Source organism: Thermogemmatispora aurantia, assembly GCF_008974285.1.
GTDB lineage: Bacteria > Chloroflexota > Ktedonobacteria > Ktedonobacterales > Ktedonobacteraceae > Thermogemmatispora > Thermogemmatispora aurantia.
The window spans coordinates 190,598-216,925 of record NZ_BKZV01000006.1 but is presented as its reverse complement, the minus strand read 5'-3'; the positions used below and the strand labels follow the sequence as shown (position 1 = coordinate 216,925).

The following is a 26,328-nucleotide window of genomic DNA, read 5'->3' as shown; positions in this document are numbered from 1 at the left end:
GACTCATTGCCGCCTCACCCGGCCTCCAGATAGCCCGTGGCTCGCTTTGCTCTCCCTCCCCTTAGACTCCCGCCAGCAGATCCAGCGGCTCAATCGGCTTCAGACCGGCCTCGATCCGCGCCCGGTACGGCTCCAAAAACGGTGGCAGAGAGAGGCCCTCGCCCAGATGCTCAGGGTCCTCGTCGACCGCGAAGCCCGGCAGATCCGTCGCCAGTTCGAAAAGCACGCCACCTGGTTCGCGGAAGTAGATCGAATGGAAGTAGAAGCGGTCGATAATCGGCGTCACCGTGCGATTGACAGCCGCCACGCGCTCACGCCAGGCTCGATGCTCCTCATCCGTAGGCACGCGGAAGGCCACGTGATGGACGCCGCCGATGCCGACAAAACGATGGAAGGGCGCATCTGGCTGGATCTCTACATGTACCAGCGCACCAGGCCCTCCCGGACCAACCTCAAAGGCCACCACCTCGTAGCCATTGCCCTGCTGATAGCTCCCCACCTGACGGAAACCCAGCACCTCGGTCAGGAAACGCGCCGACGGGGCCAGCGCGCGCAAGGTCAGCTGCACACCATAGAAGCCCCGAATCGCGTACTCAGCAGGCACAGGACTGCGGCGCCAGGGTACCCCCTGCAGCCGTCCACCATCGTCGACCAGCTCCAGGCGCTGGCCTTCGGGATCACGGAACGGCAGGCTGAGCACTCCGTCTGGACCACGGCGCCGCAGCTCATCATGCTCCACACGCAGGCGGGCAAAACGCTCCTGCCACCAGCGCAGCGCCTCCTCACCACTGACTCCCAGCATGATCGTCGAAATGGTGCCCGCTCCGTGGCGATGACGCTCCAGCTCCGGCCAGTCGAAAAACGTTAGCTCGGTGCCGGGATGGCCCAACTCATCCCCATAGAAGAGATGATACGCCGAAACATCATCCTGGTTGACCGTCTTCTTGACCAGGCGCATCCCCAGCACCTGCGTATAAAAGGCCACGTTCAGCGAGGCATTGCCCGTCACTGCCGTCACATGATGAATACCTTGCAATTGCATTGCTCTTGTTCCCTTCCTTACTCCTGCTTCCGGCTCACTACCTCAGCTGGCTCTCATGCCTTGCGCCCCACAGAGAAGAGCGAAGGGCCAGCCAACGCGCAAGCTCTGGCATCATCTTAACCCAGCCAGCATCTGATCCGACCAGCAGCATCAGGCCCGAGATCGCCTCTGCCAGATCGTCCCATTCGCCAGATAGTCTACTATAGGAAACACGCTGGCCTTCCCAGAACTTCCCAGCGAACTAACGGCCAGGCCAACAGCCCTACTGACCTCCCTTGCACGCGGGCAAAACAACAGCGGTGCATGGACCACCAGGCGGCGGTCCATGCACCGTACCGGCCAGAGAGTTCAGAAGGAAGCGTGTATGACTGAAGCGGGTTAGTCAGCGGGTTCACCGCTCTTTAACTGACTGACGGGCGAGTCAGCCTTAGCGCAGACAGAGCGGCAACCCCTGCCAACGTCGCAGCTAGTAGATCTCCAGATACTCCTCGCGCTCCCAATCGGTCACGTGGGCCTTAAAGCGTGCCAGCTCGCTGCGTTTGGCCCGCGTAAAGACCTCCACAAACTCATCACCCAGCAACTGGCGGAACTCCTCATCGCGCTCCAACGCATCCAGGGCCTCGTCGAGCGTCGTCGGCAAAGGTGGAAACTCGCTATGCTCTTCAGCCAGACCCGAGACCGCCGCCGGCGGCAGCTCCTGGTCGCGCAGGCCCAGCACACCCGCTGCGATCACCGCCGCAATCGATAGATAGGGATTACTCAACGCAGTGGGCAAACGATTCTCCAGATGCGTACGCTCATCGCGGCTATTCTTCGCGCGAATCATCGCCGAGCGATCCTCGGGTCCCCAACTGATGTTAGAGGGCGCGAAATGGTGCGGCACGAAGCGATGGTAGCAGTTAGGCGTCGGCGCCATCAGAGCCATCGCCGCATTGGCGTGCTTCAGCATGCCCTGGGTAAAATAGTAGGCCGTAGGCGACAGCCCTTGCGGATCATTGGCATCGAGAAAAGCATTCTGGCCCGTTGCCTTCGAGACCAGGCTGACATGCGTATGGGCGCCGCTGGCCGACTGATCGCTGAAGGGCTTGGTCATAAAGGTCGCATGGTAGCCGAGCTGGCGAGCAATCATCTTGACCCCATTCTTGAAGGTGAAGCCCAGGTCAGCGGCCCGCAGGGCGGAATGGGCACCATAGTTGATCTCAAACTGGCCAGGGCCGTACTCACAGTTGGCCGTGATGATATCGATGCCGATCTGCGGCATCAGCTCAACGATGCGCTCCGTCACCGGCACCGCCAGGTTGCGCGACGTATTGAAGATATGCAGGCCATTGAAGACCGGGGTCATGGTCATCGGATCAAGCAGATAAAACTCGTATTCCAGACCGATGACCGCCTCGTAGCCGAGCTTGTCCAACTCGGACAGGACACGGCGCAGCACATGGCGTGGCGCTGCATAAAGCGGCGTGCCGTCCTGCCAGTAGGCATCGCAGATCAGGCGCGCCGTACCGCTCAGCCAGGGCACCACGGCAGCCGTCGACAGGTCGGGAAGAAGCATCTGGTCAGCGTAATTCTTCTCCTCATTATACCTGGTGCCGGGTACGACAAACGAGCGGCTATCGAGGGCAACAGTGCCACCGTACATGTTCAGGCCCTTCTCAGCGTAGCCGCGCACCTTGTTCAGAGGGATCAGCTTGGAGCGGGCCACTCCATGCATGTCGGGCAATTCAAAGAGCACAGTGCGAATACCCAGCTCTTCCCACTCGGCCAGAAGCTGATCCAGAGAAACGGCGGTGCTCTGGTCCTTGTGCGTGATCGTCATCGCGCAAACCTCCATTCAGAGCAGCTGAACTGCTGAACACTGATGAATCGCCGGCTGGCCCCTCACTCAACCACCAGACCAGGATGCTGACTACAATGCAGTGTAGCTGATGAGAGAGGCTCACCAGCCTGGATGCTGTCACGACGCGCGGGGACAGCAGTCCCTGTCTTCCCGCTTACACGGTAGTCTACTCAAGGGACAGCTAAATTGCAGGTTTGCCGCTTCCAGATGGCACAATGAGGTAGTTGCGGGAGGGAGGGAGGGAGGGAGGAGGCCAGAGCCGATGGCCTCAGCCAGCCTACGCCAGCCGCTCGTCGAGCAGCCAGCGCAGGTCAGGCACATCGCTGTCAGTGAGAGGGGCCACCCAGGCTGCTCTTTAGGAGACAAGAACAGCCGTCCAGGCACCTGGGGCCGAGGGCAGGTAGTCCGTGGCTCCCTGATCACATTGTAGGGGAGTATAAAGGGATTGATAGTCTCCGCTCGCCTCCCGGCTGGAGGTAAAGCTACCTGCCAGAGTCATCGCCACAAATGAGGCCTGCGCCGTACAGGCGATCTTCGCGCCGTCCTTTGCAAAGGTGTAGCTATCCTCTTTCGCGCAGCAACGCGCCGCGCTGTCTCCCCGCCGCCGTCTGTGGCTGTAGTGCCAGCTCTGCTCAGACCTCTCCTCACAGCAGGAGTGTGTCCATCCACGTTCTCTGAGGAGGATGGCAGCGATCGCTACTCCTGTCGCAGCATGTGGCTAGCAGGAACTGCGTTCCCCCTAACTGGTGACTATCGAGGAAGAACGTAACCACGGAGGTTGCGGTGAAGGACTAGCCGCCCACCGTAAACGCAGACTCCCCCGTCTTTTAAGCGGGGGATTGGCAAGAAGCAGGGTTTATCAGAGACCAGGGCTGAAGCGCTACGTGAGGAGCTGGCCCTCCCAGGTCCCCGTTACTGCCTGCACCTGAGAGGAACTCCCATCATCACAGCTATAGGAGTAGGCTGGCCCGCTCAGAGTCCCCTTCACATGCGTGGCATCGACAAAGCTCCCCTCGGCCTGGAGCGTATGCGGAGCAGCGGTGCAGGTCACATTGCCCAGGGATGTCTCAAAAACCACCAAATCCTGGCTATAGATCTCCTTGTAGACGATTTTGCCACCGCGATACGTTCCCTGACAGCTCGCTACAAGCGTCTCCTGGTAGCGAATACCACTGGAGGTCACCCCGCTCAGCGTATGTGGCTGCCCATCGTCCTGCATCCCATTGGCATAGCTCGCACAGACCGTGCCTCCGGCAGGATCAGGATGCCCCGTGACCGTGAACGTACCGCTCTGGATCGCCGAGCCGCTGGAAGCAGTAAAAGCGACCTTGAAGCTGGCATCATCCGGCGGGGCCCCGTTGGGACCAGGTGTGTGCGCCTGCCCCTGTGGCACAATCACCACCGTCACCCCCTGCTGCACGCGGTTGTTGCTGGCATCTGCCGCCGTGAGCGTATGCTGGCCGACTTTCCAGTCGCTCGTCACGCTCAGATTCACTTTCAAAGCCCCGTTGCGATCGGTTTTAGCGTTCACTCCTGGAAGGGGCTGACCATCCAGATAAAAGGTCACCTGCGAGTCAGAGGCAAACTGCTGCCCGCTGACCTGTAAGCTCGTCCCCGTAGCCCCCGCCGGCAGACCGCCCACGTGATAGGCACTGCTGACCCTGAGCTGCGGTTGCTCCTGTCCCACATGCAGGAGGTTGAGAGCGGCCAGTACGCCACCCACCACCAGCACCACTACCACCACCCCAATGAGCATCAGTGACCGTCGACGAAGCGGACGCTGGTTCCGGCTTGCAGGAGGGACAGGAGGGATAGGATAGAGAGGCGGATATTCGAACGAAGAAGGTGGCGGAGGTGGTGGCGCGAAAAGGTCCCCCCCCGCAGGCTCCGTCCCTGGTTCTACCCCATAGGGGGGAGTCCCGTACTTGGTCATCCCATAAGGATCAGACCCCACCGCAGGCACTGTTCCCTGGTATGGCCCAACGGGTGCCGGCCCGGCCTGGCGCGTCGGGTCCAGGGCTGGCCCAGGTGCATGGGCACCAGCATCAGCCCGCTCTGTCGGCTCATGAGGCGTGGCTCCATAGACTGGTAAGCCACATTGACCGCAGTAATGAGAATCGGCAGGCAGAGCGGCGCCACAATGAGGACACCGTTGCATGTTGACACAGCCTCCTGGTCGGTTTTCTAGTCATCACTCAGTCTGCAAGAAAACGCGACACCTAACAAGGTAATACTGCACACCGGGCCCCTATCCCGAAAGCCAGTTGCGTTGGTCACTCACCTGACTGACGAGGCAATCTTCTCATCTTTTAAACGCAACCAGGAGCCGATTCTCTCGCCCCAAAAGACGAGTCTCTGGACGGGCAGCTTCGACTGAGTTGCCACCGCTCGCCTTCTTTGACAGTAAGTCTTTTTGACCTGATCAAAAACATTTGTTGTGCCGAGTATACTTACTAGATAGAAGCGATAGTAGATTATAATGGCCATGTTGCGCAGTGAAACAGGACGGTTCTCTTAACCGAAGCTTCTTTATCAAAAGAAGGTAATAGATTAAGTAAGAGCACAGATCCATTCACTGGCGACAGGAGCCGTGCTGTCGCTCTGAACTGGAAAGGAGCAGGTATGACCTCAGTAAACTCGCCTGCGAGAGCGCACCAGCAGCGGTCGAAGGAGGAGGTACCATAGCGATGACCGACTACGCGGAAGCCATCCCGATGTACGTGGATCGTTCGCGGGTCTTCATCGACGCCAACAACCCGAAATGGATCGTGATCCACAAGACCGCGGGCTTTCACACAGCGCAGGAGGTGGCCAACTACTTTGCTACCAATGCGGAGATGACCAGCACCCATTATGTGGTGGGACAGGATGGGACAGTGGTGCAGTGCGTGCGTGAGCAGGACGGCGCCGGGGGAAACTGCTGTCTGGAGCCAGGCCATGCTGCCTTCTTGCCCGAGGGCATCAATCTGAACCTCGTCACCATCAGCATTGAGCATGTGGACCCAGCTCTCGATAACTCCACGCCGCTCACCGATGCCCAGAAACGCGCCTCTTTCCACCTGATTGCAGACATCTGTGAGCGCCACGGCATCCCGGCGCGGCATGGCGATGCCAGCGGCGGCATCATCGGCCATTTTGAGCTGGACCCCATTTCGCGCGCGCGCTGTCCGGGGAACTATCCCTGGAATGAGCTGTGGGCATTTCTTGAGCAAGGAGGGTTTATGCTGGATATCACGGCCACTCGCGGCTACTTTACCGATCTCGGCAATAACGTCTGGCGCTGCACCAAAACCGGCTACGTCGTCGGTCATGGCATCCTGGACTTCTACCGTCGCTACGGTGGCGATGCCCTCTATGGGCTGACCTACCTCGGCCTGCCACTCTCCAACGAGACGGCTGTTCCTGGCTATCAGGGCGTGGTCTTGCAACGCTTTGAGCGCGGCGTGGTCTGCTGGGACCCCGGCCACCAGGTCGACAACCCTCCCGGCTCCGGCCCTGCTTACCTCATGCACCTTGACCGCGGCCCCGGCCAGGACCCGCGCATCTCCGCGCTCCAACAGCAGGTGGCCACTCTGCAGCAGCAGGTGAATACGCTGAAACAGGAAGTCGATACACTCAAGCAGGAATTGGACGCCCAGGAGCTTGGCTCCAGTCCATCCGCTAAACCAGCAAGCTAGCCCGTCCATCAGCCGGCGAAGTTGCCAACAGGCTCATCTGACGATAGCAGCGCGGACCCCTCTCGCCCCCTTGCCCGGGGCAGGGTCCGCGCGTTTGATCATGCCTGTTTTCCTTCTCATCCTCCCTCCCTGCCTGCGCTCATGCTTTTTTGCTCCGGCCAGGCTGACAGCCATCAAGCTGCTGGGGCCGGGCTGGCACTCTTTCCTTCCTATGAGATATCATAGTATAGTAATTATTCCAACCCAAGCGCTTCGCTCATCCGTATTACCGTATAGAATACAGAGGCAGCGACCACACCTGATCGCCTGGCTGCCCCTGGCCCGCGAGCCAGTCAGCCGATGCGGCGATCCCGTCGAGCAGAAAGCAGGTCTGAACAAGATGGAAGCTCAGGCTTTACATACCTATGAGCGCGGCCCCGATGGCCCTTCTCAGGGCGGGCCTCCGCGCTTAAATACTCCTCCCAGTCCCAATGGCAACAGCAACAACAATAATAACCGCAACAATGAAAGCCTGTCCTCGTTGCTGCTGCGCTCCCTGGTGATTGTGGGGATCTTGCTGCTGGGGTGGTGGGCCCTTCAGTCTTTCATCCAGGGCGGCACAAGCAGCAGTAACCAAAACGCTATTGAGATCCCATATAGCTCCTTCTACGCAGAAGTAGAGAAAGATAACGTCAAGACGGCGGTTTTTCAGGGGCAGGACGTGACCGGCGAGTTCAAGGACCCTGTCGCTGACCCCAATAACCCCGGCAAGACGTCAATATACTATCATTTCACGCAGCTCGCCAGCGGAGACCCCAAGCTGATCCAGCTTCTGCTGCAGCACAATGTCTCAGTCACCGCCAAGCCGACCAGTGATGGCAGCCTGTGGCTGAACATCCTCTTTAATGCCCTGCCCTGGGTCTTCCTGGGAGTGCTCTTCTTGTTCATCATCAGGCGCGCCACACAGGGCCAGCAGAATATCTTCAGCTTCGGCAAGAGCCGCGCGCGCCTGATTATGGAAGACCGGCCCAGCACGACCTTCGCCGATGTGGCCGGCGTCGATGAGGCGAAAAACGATCTGGTCGAGATCGTCGAGTTTTTGAAGACGCCCCAGAAGTTCCAGCGCCTGGGCGGCAAGATCCCCCGCGGTGTCTTGCTGGTTGGACCCCCGGGCACCGGTAAGACCTTGCTGGCGCGGGCCGTGGCCGGCGAGGCCGGCGTCCCCTTCTTCTCGATGTCCGGCTCCGAGTTCGTCGAGGTCCTGGTGGGCGTGGGCGCCAGCCGCGTGCGCGATCTCTTCGACCAGGCCAAGAAAGCTGCCCCCAGCATTATCTTTATCGATGAGATCGACGCCGTCGGACGCCAGCGCGGCGCCAGCATTAATAGCAACGATGAACGCGAGCAGACACTGAACCAGCTGCTGGTTGAGATGGATGGCTTCGATGTCCGTCAGGCGGTGGTGGTCCTGGCGGCAACCAACCGCCCCGAAGGACTCGACAAGGCCCTGCTGCGCCCCGGTCGCTTCGACCGCCGCGTGACAGTGGATCGGCCCGACTGGAAAGGCCGCCTGGCGATTCTCCAAATTCACACGCGCAAGGTGCCACTGGCCCCGGATGTGGACCTGGAGGCAATTGCGCGGGCGACGCCGGGCATGGTGGGCGCCGACCTGGCCAACCTGGTCAATGAGGCAGCACTGCTGGCCGCGCGCCGCAATCTGGATGCCGTCAATCAGAACTGCTTCCTGGAGGCGCTGGATAAGATCGTTCTGGGCGCCGAGCGCCCGCTGGTTCTCAGCGAGGAAGACCTGAAGGTGGTGGCCTACCATGAAGGCGGCCACGCCCTGACCGCGCTCCTGACTGAGCACGTCGACCCGGTCGGCAAAGTAACCATCGTGCCACGCGGTCAGGCGCTGGGCGTGACGCGCTACCTGCCGCTCGATGACCGCCACAACTACAGTCGCGAGTATCTGGAGGCTCGCCTGGTGACCGCCCTCGGCGGACGCGCCGCGGAGGAGGTGGCCATTGGCCGCATTACGACCGGTGCGGAGAACGACCTGCAGCAGGTGACGCAGATCGCCCGCCATATGGTCACTAACTGGGGCATGAGCGACCGGATCGGCCCGCTTTTCTTCCAGGAACGCGAAGACCCGCTGGAGCGGGCCGCTTTCGGACGCCGCGACTACAGTGAGAAAACGGCCTCGCTGATCGATAAAGAGGTCGATCGCATCGTGAAGGCGGCCTATAATCGCGCTCTGAGCCTGCTGCGCGAGCATCGCGTGACGCTGGATCGCATTGCCCAGGCCCTGCGCCTCTACGAGACACTCGATACTCAGCAGCTGCGTCAGATCATGATCGAGACCGGCGCGATTAAGGCTGCTGCCACCTACTATCGCGAATAGTGGGAGAGGCAGCGGTCGGCGATCAGTTGCTCCACCAGCCAGCAGTTAAAAAAGAGGCTCCCCTTCTCGATCCGGTCAGGGAAGGGGAGCCTTCTTGTTCTGGCAGTGACTTTACAGCTCCGCCGTGCCGACGCCACCTACGAAGCTGGAGGCTTTTCGCTCAGCACAGCCCCAATGGTGTCTAGCAGCAGCTCAGGAGGCGAAGGCTTGATCAAATAGGCTTGAGCCCCCAGATCCTGGGCTGAGCGACGATGCTTCTCCGAAGAGCGCGCAGTGAGCATGATGATCTTGAGCGAAGCAAAACGTGAGCTGGCCCGGATCATGCTGAGCAGCTCATAGCCGTTCAAATGGGGCATCTCTATATCAAGCAGCAAGACGTCTGGCGGCTGCTCTAGCAACAGCTCCCAGGCTTCCATACCGTCGCGCGCCTGCACCACGCGATAGCCAGCTCGCTGCAAGGTCTGCTGCAACGACTGGCGAATATAGACCGAATCGTCGGCGATCATGACTGTCCGCCCGGCGCTGGCAGCCATCTGTTCAGGGCTGCCGACCAGTGGCTCGCGCTGCGCTTTTGCCTTCTTCGCCTCGGGGGCCTCCGGAGGAGGCGCGAGACGCATCAAATCCACGACGAGCAAGACATTGCCCTGGCCGTCAATGGCGGCCCCCATGATCCCCGGACGCCGCAGATAGGAGGCCACAGGCCGAACTACCAGCTCAACGCCCCCCAGGACTTCGTCCACTTCGATCACCTCACAGGGCAGGCCCTCCTGCAATAGGAGCAGGGGGCGCGCCTCCGCCGCGGAAACAGGCAGACTGCCACCACCGTTCGCGTCCGGCAGCCCTAGCAAGCGAGAGAGCGGTACAGCGGAGCGCCCGTCCTTCGGGAAACGAGCACGAGAGACCTGGCCCTCTTCCTCCAGGGCAGAGCGTTCCATCACAATGCGGCGTACCTGGGAGAACGGCACCACCAGGCGCTGGCCCGCAGTGCGTACCAGCAAGCCATGCATAGCCCCGTGCAAGCGGGGCAGCGTCAGGTAGAAGGTCACGCCGCCCAGGGCATTACGTTGAGCGGTCACCGTCCCCTGCAGCTGTTGAATAGGTCCCTGGACCAGCTCTAGCGCTCCCGCCCGCACCGGCGTCGAGAAGCCCAGTTCCAGCGATACCTCATTGCCAACAGCATGGGCATAGAACCAGACTCGTCGCTCCTGCTCTTCCTCTGCTCCATCTTCAGCCTGGACACTGCTCCAATTAGTGATCATGCCATAGCGCACTAGCTGCAGCAGCGGACGGGCCAGGGCTTCTAAAATATCCTGATCCACCTCGGTCGTTTCGCCACGAGCTTCAAAGCGGACACGCTGACGCTGAGCATCGGCGCTCATCCTGATGGCCCGCCGGATGCGCGGCAGCAAAACGGCCAGCGGCGCCGAGCGTAACAAGAGCGTCTCGCCACGCACCCGATTGGCAAGGTCCATATGGCGACGCAGTACACGGTCAAGACGAGTAAAGGCCGCGCGAACCTGGGCTGAAGCCGTGCTGACATCGGCGATGGCCTCGGCAAAGGCGCGTAAGAGGACATCGCTCTCGGTATAGCGATCAACCTCCATTTCGTCCCAAGAGGTCGTCTCACGCGCTTTGAGCGCCAGGGCGCTCAGACGTTGGCGCTGCTGAGCATGAGTCGGTAGATGGCGTCCAGCCTGCTCCGCCTCCTCCAGAATGCGCGCAACTAGCGATGACATTGGCTGCTGGGGAAGCGCCCGCAGGGGTAAAGGAGGAATCTGACCCGTCTCGCTGAGCGAGAGAGGATTAAGCGAGAGCAGTGTCTCTAGATACTGTAAGCGAGCCTGAGCGGAGTAAAGTTCCTGCAGGGCAGCCTCCAGCTCGCGCCGCGCGTTCTCTAGCGGCTCTCGCTGTTCGGCCAGGTGCTCGCTATGGAGGATGAGCCGCTTCAGGCGTTCAGCATCCACCAGTACTGAAGGCAGCGGCGAGCCGGAGTCACGCGGCGTGCGGGTGCGGAGATGGAAACGGGCGATCTCCTCGCGCAGCGGCGAGCGGGGAGCCAGCTCTTCTTCTTCCAGCAGAAGAGCCTCATCGGCTGCGGTGAGAGCCATCAGGCTTTCTGAGGGCGTGCGGCGCACACTGCCGAACTCATTCAGGGCCTCATAATCGGCCTCCAACTCGGTGAGCGGCGCGCTACTCTCCTGTCCCGTCTCAACGATGCTTTGCAGGGTCGCCTCCAGCGCACGCATGGCCTGCACCAGGGCCATCAGGCCGATCATCATCGGCACCGAGCCATCGCGCAGTGAGCCGACGAGCATCTCGATATAGTAGGCGATCGTCGACATCGACGGGCAGCCAACGGCCCCCGCGGTCCCCTTCAGCTTATGAGCACAGCGGCGCAGGGCCTCCAGGTGGCCCTCGTCAAGTCGGTCCTCTTGCTCCAACTGGGTCAGAGCTTGACGCATTGAGGCAATATCCTCATCGGCCTCAGCAACAAAGAGCGCCAGCATATCGTCGAGGCCGGTATCAGCCGATGACGAGCCAGCTCCCGCCTCTTCTCTTCCAGTGGAGGTAACCGCGGCTCCATCAGGCAAACTGACCTCCCCGCCGCTAGCTGTGGTTGCCGCCGCTTCAGCAAGGCTCGCTGGCGGCTCCAGGTCCTCCATCAGGCGAAAGGCTTCAATGATCGCCAGATCCTCGGGCGTCAGCTCAGACGCTCCCTCCGGCAATTCCGGCAGATCGCTCTGGAGAGCATCCTCTGGCTCAGCCATAGGTCACCGCCCTCTCTATTTCGCGCACGACCTCGGCCAGCAGAGCCGGCACATCCAGTACGGGATCGGTGCCACGCAGGCCACGCAGCAGTTCACGGCGCACGGGAAGCGCCTCACACTCTTCCAGGGGCGTATATTCCAGGGAGAGGATCGAGCCGATGGCGGGGACCAGCAGGCCGATCGGTTGATCAGGATGATCGGCCACCAGGAGCATACCCTCGCCCGCGGAGGCAGTGGGAGAACCACAGAGAAAGCCGGGGAGATCAATAGCGGCGATCACCTCGCCACGCCAGGCTACCAGGCCAAGCAACCAGGCAGGGGAAGCGGGCAAAACAGCAAAGCGATGAGGAGGAGGCACCACTTCACAGAGTGCCTTAAGTGAAACAAAACAGCAGCCCTGCCCTAGCGACAGGCTGCATTCCAGATACTCCTCGGGATGAGCGGCAGCCGGAACCATGCGAGCCAGCTCACGCGCATAGTCCCAGAACTCTTCATCGCTCAAGGCTTCTAGCGACCTGGAGAGAAACCCTCCCGCACGTGGTACAACCATCTTCTCTTCCGCTCGCGCCGCCGCGGGCAGCACTGCCCTCATTCGTTCTGCTCGTTCGTGAGTGATGAGCGAGCCGCTCCTTGCATGATTGGACTGACCGAGGCGGTTGATTGATCGAACGAGCGCGGCCCAACCAACCAACCAACCAATCAATCAAACGCCCGGCAGACGAAACCAGACCGGCTAGCTATAGGTTGGTGTTGGACTACCCAGATGGGCCTGCACAACCGAAATGACATCCTGCGTCCGAAATGGCTTGGTGAGGTAATCCTTGGCTCCCGCCAGACGTCCCTTGAGACGATCAATCACCCCATCGCGACCCGAGAGCATGACAATGATGGTATTACCGAACTGGGGCTTCGTTCGCAAAATGCGGGCAATCTCGTAGCCATCCATCTTTGGCAGGCCAATGTCGAGGATCACCAGATCAGGAACGCGGTGTTTATGCTTCGTGAGAGCCTCCAGCGCCTGAATCCCATCAGGATAGCTGACGTAATCGAAGCCCTCACGTCTCAGGCTGGTCTCGATGATCTTGCGCACGGTCAGCGAATCATCTATCACCATGACGAGTTTGCTCATAGTGTCTCCCTCTCTCTGCTTCCACACTACTACCATCCTTCAATCCGCCAACATACAACAGTCTGTATGTATCGGATGGCCCCCTGCGCTCCCTTCATCCTGAAGGTCGCGCTGGTAGAGCTGTCGCTTCGACTTCCCCGTGCTGCTCTCAGGACCATTCCCTGATAAAACGTCGAAACACCCAGTCTACTCAGGTGACATAGTGGGGCTGTAGCAATAGTACCATAGGCGTCCGCAAAGTGCAATACAAGGGCATAAAAAACTGATTAAGATTTTTATCACGGTCAAATACGGCCCACAGCCCCTCCAGCCCGCCTCCCAGAGCCTCGCCAGCCCCTCATGTGGTAATCTAGTAGCAACAGGCAAGCCGCCTGGCCTGCAACGCGCCCGGAAGGAGAGCAGGCCACCTTTCTTCCCGCGCGAGCAGGAACTAAGAAACTAATAGGTAATCACGCTAGCCGAGAGCGAAGCAGAGGAGGCTTTTGATGGCTGATGCCCCTTTTCGCGAGCACGTGGTGCTTATCACGGGTGCTTCGCGCGGCATTGGTGAGCAGCTGGCCTACCAGCTGGCGGAGCAGGGCGCCTGGCTAGCCCTGGCCGCACGCAGCAGCGAGGCGCTGGAGGCCGTGGCTGCCGCTTGCCGGACTCGTGGCGCCCGCGCCCTGGCCGTTCCCACTGATTTGCGCGATGAGGCCCAGTGTCGACACCTGGTCGAGCATACGGTCAGTGAGTACGGTCGCCTCGATATGTTGATCAATAACGCCGGCATGGGCTTTCCACGCCGCTTCGAAGCCCTCCGCGATCTCTCAACCATACGCGCCGAGATTGAGCTGAACTATCTGGGCACGGTCTACTGCACCTACTACGCTCTGCCATATTTGAAGCGCAGTCGCGGGCGCATCGTGGGTGTCAACAGCTTCGGCGGCCTGCTCGGTCTACCGGGTACCGCCGGCTACAATGCCTCGAAGCATGCTATGCGCGGCTTCTTGAACACGCTGCGCACGGAGCTGCACGGCAGCGGGGTCAGCGTCTCGATTACCTACCTGAGCGCCGTGCGCACGGCACGCCTGCAGGAGGTGATGGGCGAGCAGGCCAGGAAGGTGCCCGCACTCGACCCGGCTCGCTGCGCCAGCCTGATCCTGCGACAGGCCGCCCGCCGTCGCCGCGAGCAGGTGCTGACGCTCTCCGGCAAGACTCTGGTCTGGCTGAACGGCTGGGCCCCAGCCCTGGTCGAGCGCCTGCTGGCCTCAACGGCCCTGATTTCTTATCGCGAGTGAGCTGAGTAAGCTGTCCGCAGCTGCGGCTGGCCACACCGGGCCAGACCCGCACGCACGCATTGTCCCAGCGCTCGCCAGCCCTGGTCTGGCTCACTGAGCCGGGCCTCAGATCTCCTCTCAGGAGGCTGATGCTGTGACAACTCTGGAGCCTGTTCCTCTCTCCCAACGCCGCCTTGATTGGCTGTTGATCGCTTTCTTCGTGATCAATCTGCTCTTCGTGTCCTATTTGATCGATATTGAACAGATTATCATTCCTGATCCCTGGCATTTCAGCTATCCGCTCTGGCCCCCGCGCCCGGTGGTCGATCTGATCCACTGGTGGGGCCAGCACTTTGACCCGCTCCTGATGGCCCGCCCAGTCTTCTTCAAGGTGACTATCTGGCTCGACGATCTGCTCTATGGCCCGTTCTACCTGGTGGCTATCTATGCCTACGCGAAGGGCCGCGAGTGGATTCGCCTGCCAAGCATTATCTACGCCGTGGCTATGATCGAAGGCGTGGTGATCATCTTGAGCGAGGAGGCCTTCGGTGTCTACCGCTCGCCACAGCTGGGCCTGGTAATTGCCGCTAACGCTTCGTGGATCATTTTCCCGCTTGTGATTCTCTTCCGCATGGGATTACGCGAGCATCCTTTCAGCCGCCCAGTGGCCCTGAGCAAGCCAGCCTTAACGGGGGAAGGAGTCAGAGGATGAAACGCGCCTTCGCTATAGTGACCCTGGCTTATGTGCTGGCGCTGGGGGTGGCCTGGGTAACACTCCAGCTCCTTCAGCAGAGCTGGCCGCCGCTGGCTGCGCTGGCGGTCGCCGACGCGGTGGCGACCATCGTGGTCTTCGTCTTCAGCGTACTGACCAACAATTCGAGCCTCTACGATCCTTATTGGAGCGTGGCCCCGATCCCGATCGCGCTCTTCTGGCTGCTCCAGCCCGGCTCGGATGGTCTGGCCAATGCGCGTCACGTCCTCATCTTTGTCCTGCTCTGTCTGTGGGCACTGCGCCTGACGCTGAACTGGGCCAGGCGCTGGCACGGGCTGGAACATGAAGACTGGCGCTACGTGGATATCCGTAAGAGTACGGGGCACTGGTACTGGCCGGTTAGCCTGCTCGGCATTCATCTGATGCCGACAGTACTGGTCTTCCTGGGCTGCCTGAGCCTGTGGCCCAACCTGAGCGATCGCGGGACCCCCCTCGTGCTGACCGATGGGCTGGCGGCCCTGGTGACACTGGCTGCCGTGACCATCGAGGCTCTGGCCGATCAGCAGATGGAGCACTTCCGGACCCGGCCCGCCGCCGAGCGCGGCCCTCTGCCGCCGGGTCTCTGGTCCTGGTCGCGCCATCCCAACTATTTCGGCGAGGTCCTCTTCTGGTGGGGCCTCTATCTCTTTGTGCTGGCAGCTCATCCGGCTTTCTGGTGGACAATCATCGGGCCGCTGGCAATGCTGGCGCTCTTCCTGGGGATCAGCATTCCGCTGATGGAGCGCCACCTGCTGGCAAAGTACCCGGCCAGCTATGCCGAGTACCAGCGGCGCGTCTCACCGTTTTTTCCCTGGCCGCCTCACCCTCTTCCACAGCAGCGGGCAGAGCTGGACCATTGAGCCAGGCCATGTGCTATAGTGTCTTTGCCCTGACAACACAGCTCTCGGGCTAAAGGCGCTTCAGACTATCGGGCCAGTCTTTGAGGAGCATGGGGATACAACTGCTAGAACAGGAGGAGAACGATGGCAGTTTATATCATCGCCAGCATTGATATCACCGATCCCGACGATTATCAGGAGTATGCCCGCCAGGCCGGCGCTACCGTGGCCCAATATGGCGGCAGATACCTGGCGCGTGGGAACCAGATTGAGACCATCGAAGGCGACTGGAAGCCTGGACGCATCGCTTTGGTAGAGTTTCCGACAGCCGAACAAGCCCGGGCCTGGTACAATTCGCCCGAGTACAGCGCGATCCGCGGCATCCGCCAGCGCGCCTCTCATTCGCGTTTAATCCTCGTCCACGGCCTCCCCGAGCAGCCAGCCTGAGCGCAAGAGGCACGCTTACTTACACGCCTCATGAGCCAGTGGGTCCATCAGCCGCCCCCTGCTTGCTCATGAGGCACTTTGATGCTCATGAGAGCCGTGCTCATGTACATGGGAGGCCTCGGCTGGCTCAGAAGCAGGCCGGTTCATCATGGCCAGCATGGCCGGGCCCCCGGTGCGCAGAAAACGGATGACGAGCGCGGCGGCCAGCAGGAGAGCTAACAGATTGAGCACAGTGGTATAGTTCCACTGCAAACCTCCGCCAATGGCAGCTACCGTACGCTGCGTAGGAATAAGGCCCAGCAGGCTAAAAAGCAGCTCCACCAGGTAGCCAGCCAGGGCCATTGTTACATAAAAGGTCAGCAGCAGATAGCCAGCCATTTTCCAGCCGTAATACTTGCGATAGATGTCGAGAATAGGCAGGACGATCAAGTCAGCGAAGATGAAGCTGACCAGGCCGCCGAAACTGATGCCGCCACGCCAGAGCACCGCCGCCAGGGGCACATTGCCCACCGAGCAGACAAAGCTGATGACGGCTACCAGCGGACCAAGCAGCGGCCCCTCGATGGCGGCGAGCGTGGGGTTGCCGCTCAGGAAGAAAGCCCGCCAGAAGCTCTCGGGCACCCAGGCCGCCAAGGCCCCGGCAATAAGCAGTCCTAGGAGCACGTCGGTCCAGACTGCAGCCCAGTCCATGACAAAATAATGACTGATGACCGTGAAGGCCCGCCCACTCCAGAGACGGCGCCAGAACGGACCAGTAGACTCAACGCTCATGTCCATCGCTGCATGGCCCTCCATTCTTCCGCTGAGGCCGCGCTCCGCCTGCTCTCTGGCCCGGGCCACCAGCTGGCGACTGAGCGTGAGACGGAAGATGAGGGCCAGCAGGATCACCATAAGGAGGCCGCCAAGATACTGCGCCAGCATGAACGGCCAGCCCAGTAAGACAAGTAAGATCAGGCCCAGCTCAATGACCAGATTGGTCGAGGCCAGCTCAAAGACCATCGCTGCCGTGAAACTGGCCCCCTTGCGGAAGAGCGAGCGCGCCAGGGCCACCGCCGCATAGGAGCAGGAGCTGGAGGCGATGCCGAAAAGGGTAGCCAGCGCCAGATGCCGGGGCGACTCGCCTCCCAGGAGACGGGCCAGCGTCCTTCGGGAAACGACCGCCTGCACCAGTGCCGAGAGGGCAAAGCCTAAGACAAGCGGCCAGAGAATTTCCCAGAACATACTGAAGGCGCTCAGCAGCGCCTGTACGATAAACATGGGCCTTTCTTTCCCTCCTTTTGCCACCTGCCCTCGCAGGTCACCTCAGAGCAAGCTGGAAGCCAAGGCTTCCCCGAGAAAGATAGGCCGCCCAGATCACCCCTGTCAAGCTCATGGGCAGGCGCAGTCAGGACCGGGGACCAGCCCTAGCCTCCTGACCAGGGTTGCTGCCGCGCCTGGCAGCAGTCTAGAGGGAGGAGGCCGCGGTGTCGCTCGGCGCCTGCTGCTCCTCTTCAGCCTCCAGGGGCAGAGGCCAGCTACGGCGCCGCTGGGGATGAATCAGATTGGCGCGCACCAGCAGCGCACGATCGCGCAGGATCTCCAGCAGTTGCCCGTCGGCCAGAACGCGCCGCTCCTCGCCCAGCACAATCACCCGGCGCGCAATCAATGGCACAATCTCTAGACTCGTGGGTGGCCGTAACGATAGTTCTCCCCTGCTCGCCCAGGCGACGGATCAAATTGACCAGCACCCACCGTTGGCGACTTCCCACAGGGCCGTAATCAAGGCTTCAACCAGCGAAGCCCCAAAGGCATGCGAGAGCAACATCGCCGGAGTGGCTACGGGGCTATAGAGCGGGTGCCCGTTCTGCAGGGAGAGCACTGGCTGTAGCCCCAGCTCGATGCCAACCGCCAGAGCCGCTGCGGTAATCCCCATCTAGGAGCCAATGGCCGCTCCCCAGATGCGCCGCGTCGAGAGCACCGGCGAGCGCCCCGCTATCAACCGATAGGTATAATAACCAACAAACAGGAACCTCCTTAGCCCGCTCAAAAGACAGAGCACTGCCCAAGTGCCGAGGAAAGACCGCGGATGGCCGTGGCAGCAGGCGCAGACAGGTCTGACCGGCTGCCATCCAATAGGCCATCTCGCCTGCTGCCGGCCATAACTGCTTCTCAGATGCAATTGCAAATCTTTTGCAATAACTGCTGGTTAGTATAGGGAACCGGAAAGCTGTCAGCCAAGGGCAAAGGTGACACGCGCGCTGCCTCCAGGAGCGACCTGATCGCGGTGGAAGCGGCATCAGCGGGACCGGTGAGCTGAGAGGGAGAGAGGAAGGGCGAGGCTAGCAGAGCAGGTGCTCCTCCGCCCCGCCCTTCCTCCAGGGTGGGTGCTCGTGCTCGTTCGTATCCAGCAGGGGCGCTCGTTATGTGTTAGAGCTGTCTGTCTGCCTGCTCACTGCAGTGGGACCGATGAGAGCGCGGGCTATGCTGGCCGCGCCTCACTGCGGCGCTGGCAACGGACCTGTCGAGCCACACTGACCGCTGCTGCTCCCAGCAGGCACCGCCAGCGGGCCGGTCTCGATAAAGCAGAGGAAGCTATATTCCTTAGTTGGATTGGCCAGACCATTGTACTGGCCATTGAGCAGGCCATAGCTATCCTCGCCATTCAGCGCCCAGTAGGTCCAGTTCAGATTACTCACGGCCACACCTGAGCCTCCGCCGCCATAACTGCTCTTGATAAAGTTGATCAGGTCCGTGAACCACTGGCCTTGCGAGCCGGCGCCGCTGGAGACCAGATCACTGGCGCTATTGCCGGTGCCAAACTCGCCGATCCAGACCGGAGCCGAGCTGTAAGGCTGAGCCCCGGTATTACTCCAGGGATAGCTGCTATGGCCTGGCCAGGTTGGATTGATGCCGTTTGGCGTTGCAATATAGGCCCAGTTGCTCGTCCAGACATCCACCAGGCTGGAGCTAGAGCAGCCGCTCTTATAACAGGTGCTACTATTGAACCAGCTCTGTGGATAGAGCGTCGGACCATACTCATGCGCTGAGTAGACCACCTGATTATTGACCGCCGGACCCAGGCTGCTGGCATTGCCGCCGGCGTTGAGCACGATCGGCGCCCCTGCGTTGTTGCTATTGCCATTGACACCCTGCAGGCTGCCACCCCACCAGGTGCTGGAGTAGGGACCGTTGGCCTGCGTGCCAGAGGCTGTCGGATAGGCCGAGACCCCTTCGACAAAGATCAAGGGATAGCTCCAACCGTGCGCCTGAGCATCGCCAAGCAGCGTATCAGCTGCGCGCTCTGCAGCCAGGCGCCAATCGTGACAGGACGAGGTTGCCACACAGGCCGGGGCAAACGGATTCGGATTCGGGTTGGTCGCCGGATCAATACCATCGCCCGAACCCCACTGAGCACCGCTGGCGTATTGATTGGGATAGGTTCCCTCTACATGCGGCTCATTGCGCAAATCATAGCCCAAGACGATCGGCCAGCCATCAGAGGCCAGATAGTTCACTGTCACCGTATCGGTCGCCCCCAAGGTCTGGGGAATACCATGCACCCAGCGCTGCACACTCACCCAGTCGTTGATCCAACTGCTCTCGGGATAGGCCGACGTGTACCACAGTCCGCTCTGCTCCGCGGACTCGCCTGCCTCCGAGCGGTGATTGTCCAGAATGACATGCAGGCCAATCGAGCCAGCGTAATTGATGATCTTGGCCAGAATATCACGCGCGTGCAGGCCCACACACGACGGACAGCCAACGTCATTCTGCGGTACCGGGTCGGACTCCCACATCTGGTCTGAGAAGGGAATGCGCAGCGTATTATAGCCATAGCTCTTGACCAGGTTGAGAATCGTCGAGATATCGTACGACCAGAGGCCGTGCGCCACATAGTCGGGGGTCTCGAAGCCATACCAGTTGATGCCGCTGATCACAAATTGACTGCCATTGGGAGCCAGAATCTTCGTGCCGCTGGTCGTCCAGCCACCGCTTGTGCTACCCCCACCCGCGCCAGGCGTGGGAGTCAGCGTCGATACGCTCGTCGGGGTAGGCGAGGGCGTCGGCGTCGGCGTTGGGCTGGCCCCACCCGGCTCAGTTCCCCAGACCAGCTGCCCGTTGAGATAGAGCGTCACCTGGCTCCACGGGGCATAGCTCGTCTGCGTCGCACTCCACGAATAGTCGTTGGTCTGGTCATAGTTGCTCCAGTCGCTCTTATTGAAGCGTACCTGGATCTCGCCACTATTGCCGCCAGGCCCAATGCTCCCCGCTGCGCTGCTGAAGCTGACCTGAAGATAGGTGTCAGCGGTCGCCGTTGGGGCGCTCATCTGGACAAACGAGCCGGAAAGATTGCTGCAACCCACCGCCGCATAGTCACACCAGAACTGCTGTGACTGGCTACCATCCTCGGTATACCAATAGCGGATCGTCAGGCTGCTGAGGGCGACACTGGAGCTGGTGTTATTCACGATCTCAAAGTGAGGACGAGGCGTATTGGTCGTGGCGCTGGTATTAGCATCGGCATATTCGAGGACCAGCCCGGCGGGCGCCGACTGCGCATGACTGCTGCGAGCCGTACCCAGCGCCAACCCCGCCGAGCAGAGCAATAACACGCCAATCAGTAGCGCTCTGAACATCCAGCGTCCCTGCCATGGTCGCAGACGCGAGCGCGAGAAGAAGGATGGCTTCATGCCCAATGCCTCCTTAGATGCGTCCAGAGCCTGTGGTTCTCGCCAGTAACGCGATGGAGAGGCGAGACGGAAGGAAGATGGTCCCAAGGAGCGGCCAGGAGAGCGGTGGAGGGCGGGCCGATGACGGTCAGGTCCACTCAGACGAGCGTCTTCCTCTCCGCCGTCTTCGACCCGGCGCCTCCACCACTCCACCAACCTGCCCAGCCTCCGCCTGCCTCTCCCAGGATTGCGCTAGCCGCTTACACGGCTCATCTATGGACATACCAGCAGGCGCGTCCTTGCGGTAATAGCCATCCCTGACCTGCTGCTGGTATCAAGGCTGCCAGGTCAGATGACGCTGCAGCTGACGCCATTGAGAGTGAAACTTGTTGGGGCAGGATTGCTGCCATTCCAGCTGGCCAGGAAACCTGGCGGTGAGCTAAGCGTGCCGCCCGCCGGGATCTGGGCATTGTAGGAGGCGTTGGTGATCGTCACCTGGGCCCCTTGCTGCGTGTAGCTCCCGTTCCAGAGCTGAGTGATCTGCTGACCAGCTGTGAAGCTGAAGCTCAAGGTCCAGCCGTTAATGGGACTGCTGCCCGTGTTGGTGACGCTGATGCTGGCCTGGAAGCCGCCCGGCCATTGACTCACTACACTATAGTGCACTTGACACGAGGCGCCCGCGCCTGGCGTGGGCGACGGAGTGGCCGTCGGCGTCACTGTCGGTCGCGGTGTAGGAGTGGGGGTCGGCGATGGCGCCGTGGTCGGCGTGGGGGACGGGGTCGGCGACGGCGTCGGAGTGCTGCCACCACCGCTGCTGGCCAGAGCAATGAGGTGATCATGCAGGCCCTGCCCATAGGCCGTGGGAGTGCCATTGTAATTGCTGATGAGCGCTGGGAAGGAGCTGCAGTCATAGGTGTCCCAGGCCCAGCCAAGATAGCTGATACCGTGCTGATCAAACCAGGCCATAGCGGTGTCAATGAACCCGTGAGCACAGTCGTTCTCACCGATCTCACCGGCGATCACCGGCACCTGGGCCGCTACCGGAGCCACCTGAGAGTCCCAGCAACTCGTGCTGCTGCAGGCATTGAAGTTGTACAGATGGAAAGAGGCCACCAGGTTGTTGAGAGGATCAGTCGGCTTGTACTGCAGCCACTGCGAGAGATCATTGGCGTAAGCCAGACCTCCCAGCATAATTACATTGGTGGCGCCCGTGGCTCGCACCGTATTGACAAGCGTCTGCATGCCAGCTACGGCGAAACCAACATCGCTACAGGGGCTGGCATTGGCCGCTGTGCTGCCGTCACGCCAGCAGGCCCAGCTGCTGGTGTATGGCTCGTTGTAGAGATCGAAGATAACTGAACTGTTGTTCTTGAAGGTGTTGGCTACGGAGGTCCAGAAGGCCGGCGCATGATCCAGGTCGGGCATCGGCTGCTGCCCGTTGGCCTGCTGGGTGCCCGGCGCATTCCAGTGCAGGTCGAGAATGACGATGAGATTATCAGCTGTCAATGCATTGACAAAATTGATGACCTGCTGCTGATAGGTGGCAGCAGAGTACTGAGCAGCGGGATAACCGTTAATGCCAAGCCAGCAGTCCTCATTCAGGGGAATGCGCACGGCAGTGATGTCCCAGCTCAGCATAGCGTTGATGGCGTTGGTGTCAACCGGCCCGTCAAAGACAGTGGTGGCAGTGCTGCTACGACACATGTACTCTGCCCCAGAGCGGTCAACTCCCAGCGCACGCACTACTTGGTTCTGCCCGTTGAGCAGCTGGTTCCCAGAAACGTGCAGGCCAGTGACGGAAGGCGCTGCATGGGCACGTAAAGCCTGCGATCTGACGCCTAGATAGGTGGCTAGAGAGAAGGACGCCAGAACAAGCAGGAGAGAGAGCGCCGCGTACCTCAGTCGAGGCCAGCGATACGCGGATGGTGTGGCCATAGTTCCCCCCCTTTTGATAGATCAAAGAGGTAGCTTCCTTGCTTACCGGGGTTGCGCATCCCTGCACCAGAGATAGCACTGCGCCCGGCTCGCTCGCTGTGGTCACTTTTATCCCGCGGCTCCTGTTCTACCACAGCTTCGTAAACGGTATCGTAAACGATACCGTAAACGTTTACGAAAGTAACTATACCTGCCAGCTCTGGCCTTTGTCAAGCGCCGACTACCTCCTTGACCCGGGGCACCCCGGACGAACCAGCTGCTAGCGGGCGCCGGTGGGCGCCAACAAGCCAGGAGTTTCCCCGACTGGGTAGGAAAAAAGGGGGGCAAGCTGGCAATGGTTACCAGCTTGCCCCCTCGGGCTAAACGCACTGTTATCCTTACCTCGAGCCAGAATGGCCTACGATGCTCCGCGATTAAAGGGATTACCCTATACTTTATGACTCAATAGGTTTTTGATGCTGCATATCCTTTAATTTTCCTCTCCTACTGATGAGCATCTAGCTCTTATTGAATATCTTTGCTACTAAATCAGATAATTGGCAGACAAATCGCACACTATTACAATTTACGTCGGTAACGGTAACGTTTACGGGGGCTTTCGCTCACATAGAAAGGGGAGAAGGCTCTGACCTGAGCACATGATCAAGTTGACAGGGAAGCAGATAAGCCAGGTCGGGACGGCTTGAGCTTAAAAGGATGTCGCTACGCCTGACGACCAGACGGTGACCTTCACCTTGACCGGCCCCAACAGCACCGCTCTCTTCTATATCGGCCAGACCTACATCGTGCCTCAGCACGTCTGGTCCACCATCAGCGGCGATCTCACCAAGTTCACCAACGACAAGAACCCTGTCGGCACCGGCCCCTACAAGCTGCGCAGCTTCTCCCCCGACCTGATCATCTACGACGTCAACCCTTCCTACTGGGGCAGCCAGCCCGCCGTCAAGCACATCTACGTCTACCTCCGCCGCCGTATTTCATAGGTGACGTGCAGGGCGCTGCCACTCCCCGCGGTCTATTTTCTGGTTGTCCGGTTTGTAGCGAAGCTAGGAAAAAATGGGGATGGATTTATCATGCAGGTAAGGCTTATCATACTATTCAGTTGAGTATGGTAGAGGAGGCAGGGAGGACCAGTAAAGTCTCCAAAGCAAGTCAGGTACGGATGGCCTGGAGATAGCCTTCATAAAAGAAAGGCAGAAGAGAAGGATCTCTGGCGATTTAGGCCCCACAGCGACAGAGCGAACCCGAGCTTCTTTGGCATTTTATATCGTGAGCCACCACCTATTGACAAGGTGGGGTTCTTCGGTTACAATTTTCGTAATCGTTTACGGTATCGATCTCGTGAACGGTTACAACCTATTTCGGGGAGGCCCTCAGAGGAATGGAGGGAGGGCCTGCGCGTAAGCGTGAGAAGGATTGCTATGGCCGAGAAGCTGACGATTCGGGACATTGCCCGCCTGGCGGGAGTTTCCAAAGCGACAGTCTCGCGAGTACTCAATCAGAAGCCGGATGTGGACCCTGCGACCCGTGAGCGTATTTTACGCGTCATGGAGGAGCAAGGCTTTGTGCCCAACATCGCCGCTTCCGGTCTGGCAGGTGGGCGCAGTCGGCTACTGGGCGCCCTCATTCCTTCTCTCACCTGGCCGCTCATCCCGGAGCTGATGAGAGGCGTCGGAGAGGTTGTTGGGGCGACCCCTTACGAGCTGATTCTCTACAGTATCAACGATGTTAATCACGAGAAGGACCGCAGCGACATCATCAGCCGCATTGTTCGTACACGGCTGGTGAGCGGGCTGTTGGCTGTCTTCCCTGGTCCGTCGGCCAAGTATCTGGCGGCGCTCCATTCACGTTCCTTCCCCGTGCTGCTCATTGATGATCAGGGCATTCCGCCAGAGAACACGCCCTGGATCAGCGTGGACAACCGCGTAGGGGCCTATGAGGCCACCCGTCATCTCATTCGCCTCGGGCATCGGCGCATTGCCCATATTCAGGGGCCGCTCAAGTACCAGGTCTCGCACGATCGCTATCGGGGCTACTGCGATGCCCTGGAGGAAGCGGGCATCCCTCTTGATCCGGCGCTGGTGCTGGAAGGCGACTTCATGCCGCAGACGGGGCGCGCCTGCGCCAATGCCTTTTTCGATCTGCCTCCCGAGAGACGGCCAACTGCTATTTTCGCCGGTAGCGATTACATGGCCTATGGAGCTATTGCTGCCGCGGAGCAGCGTGGCCTGCGGGTGCCGGATGACGTGGCTGTCGTCGGCTTCGACGATAACCCGTCTTCGGCTCACATGGAGCCACCGCTGACGACGGTGCGTCAGCCCTTCTACGAGATGGGGCGCCGCGCCGCGGAGATGCTCCTGGCCTTTGTAGAGGCTTCCCGCATGATGCATCACCCGAGCCAGAATGGTCAGTTCGCTAGCGTTACTCCCTCGGCGGCGGTCTTTGACCCACCCGTGCGGGTAAAGATGCCCACGAGCCTGATCATCCGCGCCTCCTGCGGGGCCTCGCGTCATCTTCATTCCCCATCTGAGCAAGGAGGTGGTGATCGCTCTCGCTGAGCAGAGCTGAGCCAGCCTGGCTCGACGTCGCAGGAAGTTACCTGTCCCTGCACTTCCTACCGCCTCAGCCAGAGCAGCGCCTGCTAGCGAATCAGCAGGGAAGCATATCTGCCAACAGGTTCCAGCAGCACAGCTTGCCTGGACAGTATTTACCGACTCGATATCTGGTCTGGGAGCAGCAGCGATTGCCGGTTTGCTGTCCTGTAAACCGGTCGATCTGTTGTCTGGTTGGCATTTTGTCCCTTTCTGGCACCCGAACATTGTCGCCTGTAGGGAAAATGGTCCAAATAATCGCCTGATTTCTACTCTTGGTTTCAGGAGGTTCTATGCGTTCGTATCTGGCATCGTCACCACGTCGGCATCGCTTTGCCTTCGGGCTGGTGTCGCTGCTGCTCCTGCTCGGTCTGGTGCTGACCGCCTGCGGCGGCGGCAGCTCAAGCTCTTCATCGGGGCCTAAGACGGACACGCTCAACGTGCTGCCGGCGCCCAATGGTCCCAACGTCGACAACTTTAACCCATTCTTTAACTACAACACCCCCGCTGCCTGGGGCTCTCAGGGCCTGCTCTACGAGGGATTGTATCGTACCAATCTCTATACGGGCAACTACGAGCCGTGGCTGGCGACCAGCTATGAGTTCTCCAGCGACGGTAGCCAGCTGACCTTCCACCTGCGCCCCAACGTCAAGTGGAACGACGGCCAGCCCTTCACCAGCGCCGATGTCAAGTTCACCTTCGATCTCTTGAAGGCCCACCCGGCTCTCGACCAGGGCGGCGTGCTGCCGCTAGTCAAGGATGTCGCTACGCCTGACGACCAGACGGTGACCTTCACCTTGACCGGCCCCAACAGCACCGCTCTCTTCTATATCGGCCAGACCTACATCGTGCCTCAGCACGTCTGGTCCACCATCAGCGGCGATCTCACCAAGTTCACCAACGACAAGAACCCTGTCGGCACCGGCCCCTACAAGCTGCGCAGCTTCTCCCCCGACCTGATCATCTACGACGTCAACCCTTCCTACTGGGGCAGCCAGCCCGCCGTCAAGCACATCTACGTCTACTC

At 60.4% G+C, this 26,328-nt stretch carries 19 protein-coding genes and 1 pseudogene; 9 read left to right on the top strand and 11 right to left on the bottom strand.

Annotated features, from left to right (window positions below):
• Positions 1-61: 61 nt before the first annotated feature.
• The 3 genes from KTAU_RS18070 to KTAU_RS18060 form a co-directional block, all read right to left on the bottom strand.
• Positions 62-1,042, bottom strand: a complete 981-nt coding sequence (locus tag KTAU_RS18070; RefSeq protein WP_151729686.1) for a ring-cleaving dioxygenase — start codon at positions 1,040-1,042, stop codon at positions 62-64.
• Between the two features lie 466 nt (positions 1,043-1,508).
• Positions 1,509-2,861: a glutamine synthetase family protein gene (locus KTAU_RS18065; protein ID WP_170293412.1), complete on the bottom strand. Its 1,353-nt coding sequence runs from the start codon at positions 2,859-2,861 to the stop codon at positions 1,509-1,511.
• Between the two features lie 901 nt (positions 2,862-3,762).
• Positions 3,763-5,040, bottom strand: coding sequence for a zinc ribbon domain-containing protein (locus tag KTAU_RS18060; protein ID WP_151729684.1), 1,278 nt, complete (start codon positions 5,038-5,040; stop codon positions 3,763-3,765).
• 529 nt (positions 5,041-5,569) lie between these two features.
• On the opposite strand from KTAU_RS18060, the gene KTAU_RS18055 reads away from it, so the two are divergent.
• Entirely contained in the window at positions 5,570-6,559 is a 990-nt protein-coding gene (locus tag KTAU_RS18055; protein ID WP_151729683.1) for an N-acetylmuramoyl-L-alanine amidase, read from the top strand.
• A gap of 379 nt (positions 6,560-6,938) precedes the next feature.
• Positions 6,939-8,936 (top strand): ATP-dependent zinc metalloprotease FtsH, encoded by a 1,998-nt coding sequence (gene ftsH / locus KTAU_RS18050; protein WP_151729682.1) that lies wholly within the window; start codon positions 6,939-6,941, stop codon positions 8,934-8,936.
• A 137-nt stretch (positions 8,937-9,073) separates the two neighbouring features.
• Here the strand turns inward: ftsH and KTAU_RS18045 are convergent, their stop codons facing one another.
• The 3 genes from KTAU_RS18045 to KTAU_RS18035 all read right to left on the bottom strand — a co-directional run bounded on the left by KTAU_RS18045 (position 9,074) and on the right by KTAU_RS18035 (position 12,833).
• A complete protein-coding gene (locus tag KTAU_RS18045; protein WP_151729681.1) occupies positions 9,074-11,704 on the bottom strand; it encodes an ATP-binding response regulator in 2,631 nt (876 codons plus the stop codon).
• Entirely contained in the window at positions 11,697-12,296 is a 600-nt protein-coding gene (locus KTAU_RS18040) for a chemotaxis protein CheW (protein WP_151729680.1), read from the bottom strand. The genes KTAU_RS18045 and KTAU_RS18040 overlap by 8 nt, the downstream gene beginning before the upstream one ends.
• 141 nt (positions 12,297-12,437) lie before the next feature.
• Complete coding sequence (locus KTAU_RS18035; protein WP_151729679.1) at positions 12,438-12,833, bottom strand: response regulator; 396 nt, start codon at positions 12,831-12,833, stop codon at positions 12,438-12,440.
• A 485-nt stretch (positions 12,834-13,318) separates the two neighbouring features.
• On the opposite strand from KTAU_RS18035, the gene KTAU_RS18030 reads away from it, so the two are divergent.
• The 4 genes from KTAU_RS18030 to KTAU_RS18015 all read left to right on the top strand — a co-directional run bounded on the left by KTAU_RS18030 (position 13,319) and on the right by KTAU_RS18015 (position 16,126).
• On the top strand, positions 13,319-14,110 hold the full coding sequence (locus KTAU_RS18030; protein WP_151729678.1) for an SDR family oxidoreductase: 792 nt from the start codon (positions 13,319-13,321) through the stop codon (positions 14,108-14,110).
• Positions 14,111-14,243: 133 nt separating this feature from the next.
• Positions 14,244-14,801 carry an EXPERA domain-containing protein gene (locus tag KTAU_RS18025; protein WP_170293411.1) on the top strand — a complete coding sequence of 186 codons (558 nt, stop codon included), beginning with the start codon at positions 14,244-14,246 and terminating at the stop codon, positions 14,799-14,801.
• The gene (locus tag KTAU_RS18020) at positions 14,798-15,700 is read left to right on the top strand and encodes a DUF1295 domain-containing protein (protein WP_151729676.1); all 903 of its coding nucleotides are present in this window, start codon (positions 14,798-14,800) and stop codon (positions 15,698-15,700) included. Before KTAU_RS18025 ends, KTAU_RS18020 begins: the two co-directional genes overlap by 4 nt.
• 123 nt (positions 15,701-15,823) lie before the next feature.
• Positions 15,824-16,126, top strand: coding sequence for a DUF1330 domain-containing protein (locus KTAU_RS18015; protein WP_151729675.1), 303 nt, complete (start codon positions 15,824-15,826; stop codon positions 16,124-16,126).
• Positions 16,127-16,192: 66 nt separating this feature from the next.
• Here KTAU_RS18015 and KTAU_RS18010 read toward each other — a convergent pair whose 3' ends face one another.
• From KTAU_RS18010 to KTAU_RS17990, 5 genes are all read right to left on the bottom strand, one after another.
• Positions 16,193-17,383, bottom strand: coding sequence for a permease (locus tag KTAU_RS18010; protein ID WP_151729674.1), 1,191 nt, complete (start codon positions 17,381-17,383; stop codon positions 16,193-16,195).
• Between the two features lie 187 nt (positions 17,384-17,570).
• A complete protein-coding gene (locus KTAU_RS18005) occupies positions 17,571-17,777 on the bottom strand; it encodes a hypothetical protein (protein WP_151729673.1) in 207 nt (68 codons plus the stop codon).
• A gap of 60 nt (positions 17,778-17,837) precedes the next feature.
• Positions 17,838-18,038, bottom strand: coding sequence for an ECF transporter S component family protein (locus KTAU_RS18000; RefSeq protein ID WP_151729672.1), 201 nt, complete (start codon positions 18,036-18,038; stop codon positions 17,838-17,840).
• Positions 18,039-18,600: 562 nt separating this feature from the next.
• Positions 18,601-20,796 carry a cellulose binding domain-containing protein gene (locus KTAU_RS17995; protein WP_151729671.1) on the bottom strand — a complete coding sequence of 732 codons (2,196 nt, stop codon included), beginning with the start codon at positions 20,794-20,796 and terminating at the stop codon, positions 18,601-18,603.
• 327 nt (positions 20,797-21,123) lie between these two features.
• Positions 21,124-22,479: a cellulase family glycosylhydrolase gene (locus KTAU_RS17990; RefSeq protein WP_228026527.1), complete on the bottom strand. Its 1,356-nt coding sequence runs from the start codon at positions 22,477-22,479 to the stop codon at positions 21,124-21,126.
• 938 nt (positions 22,480-23,417) lie between these two features.
• On the opposite strand from KTAU_RS17990, the pseudogene KTAU_RS17985 reads away from it, so the two are divergent.
• From KTAU_RS17985 to KTAU_RS17975, 3 genes and pseudogenes are all read left to right on the top strand, one after another.
• A pseudogene (locus KTAU_RS17985) lies at positions 23,418-23,693 on the top strand (ABC transporter substrate-binding protein); the annotation flags it as partial.
• Positions 23,694-24,131: 438 nt separating this feature from the next.
• Complete coding sequence (locus KTAU_RS17980; protein WP_151729668.1) at positions 24,132-25,268, top strand: LacI family DNA-binding transcriptional regulator; 1,137 nt, start codon at positions 24,132-24,134, stop codon at positions 25,266-25,268.
• Positions 25,269-25,594: 326 nt separating this feature from the next.
• Positions 25,595-26,328, top strand: a 734-nt coding sequence (locus KTAU_RS17975; protein WP_228026526.1) for an ABC transporter substrate-binding protein, incomplete at its 3' end; no start/stop codon positions are given.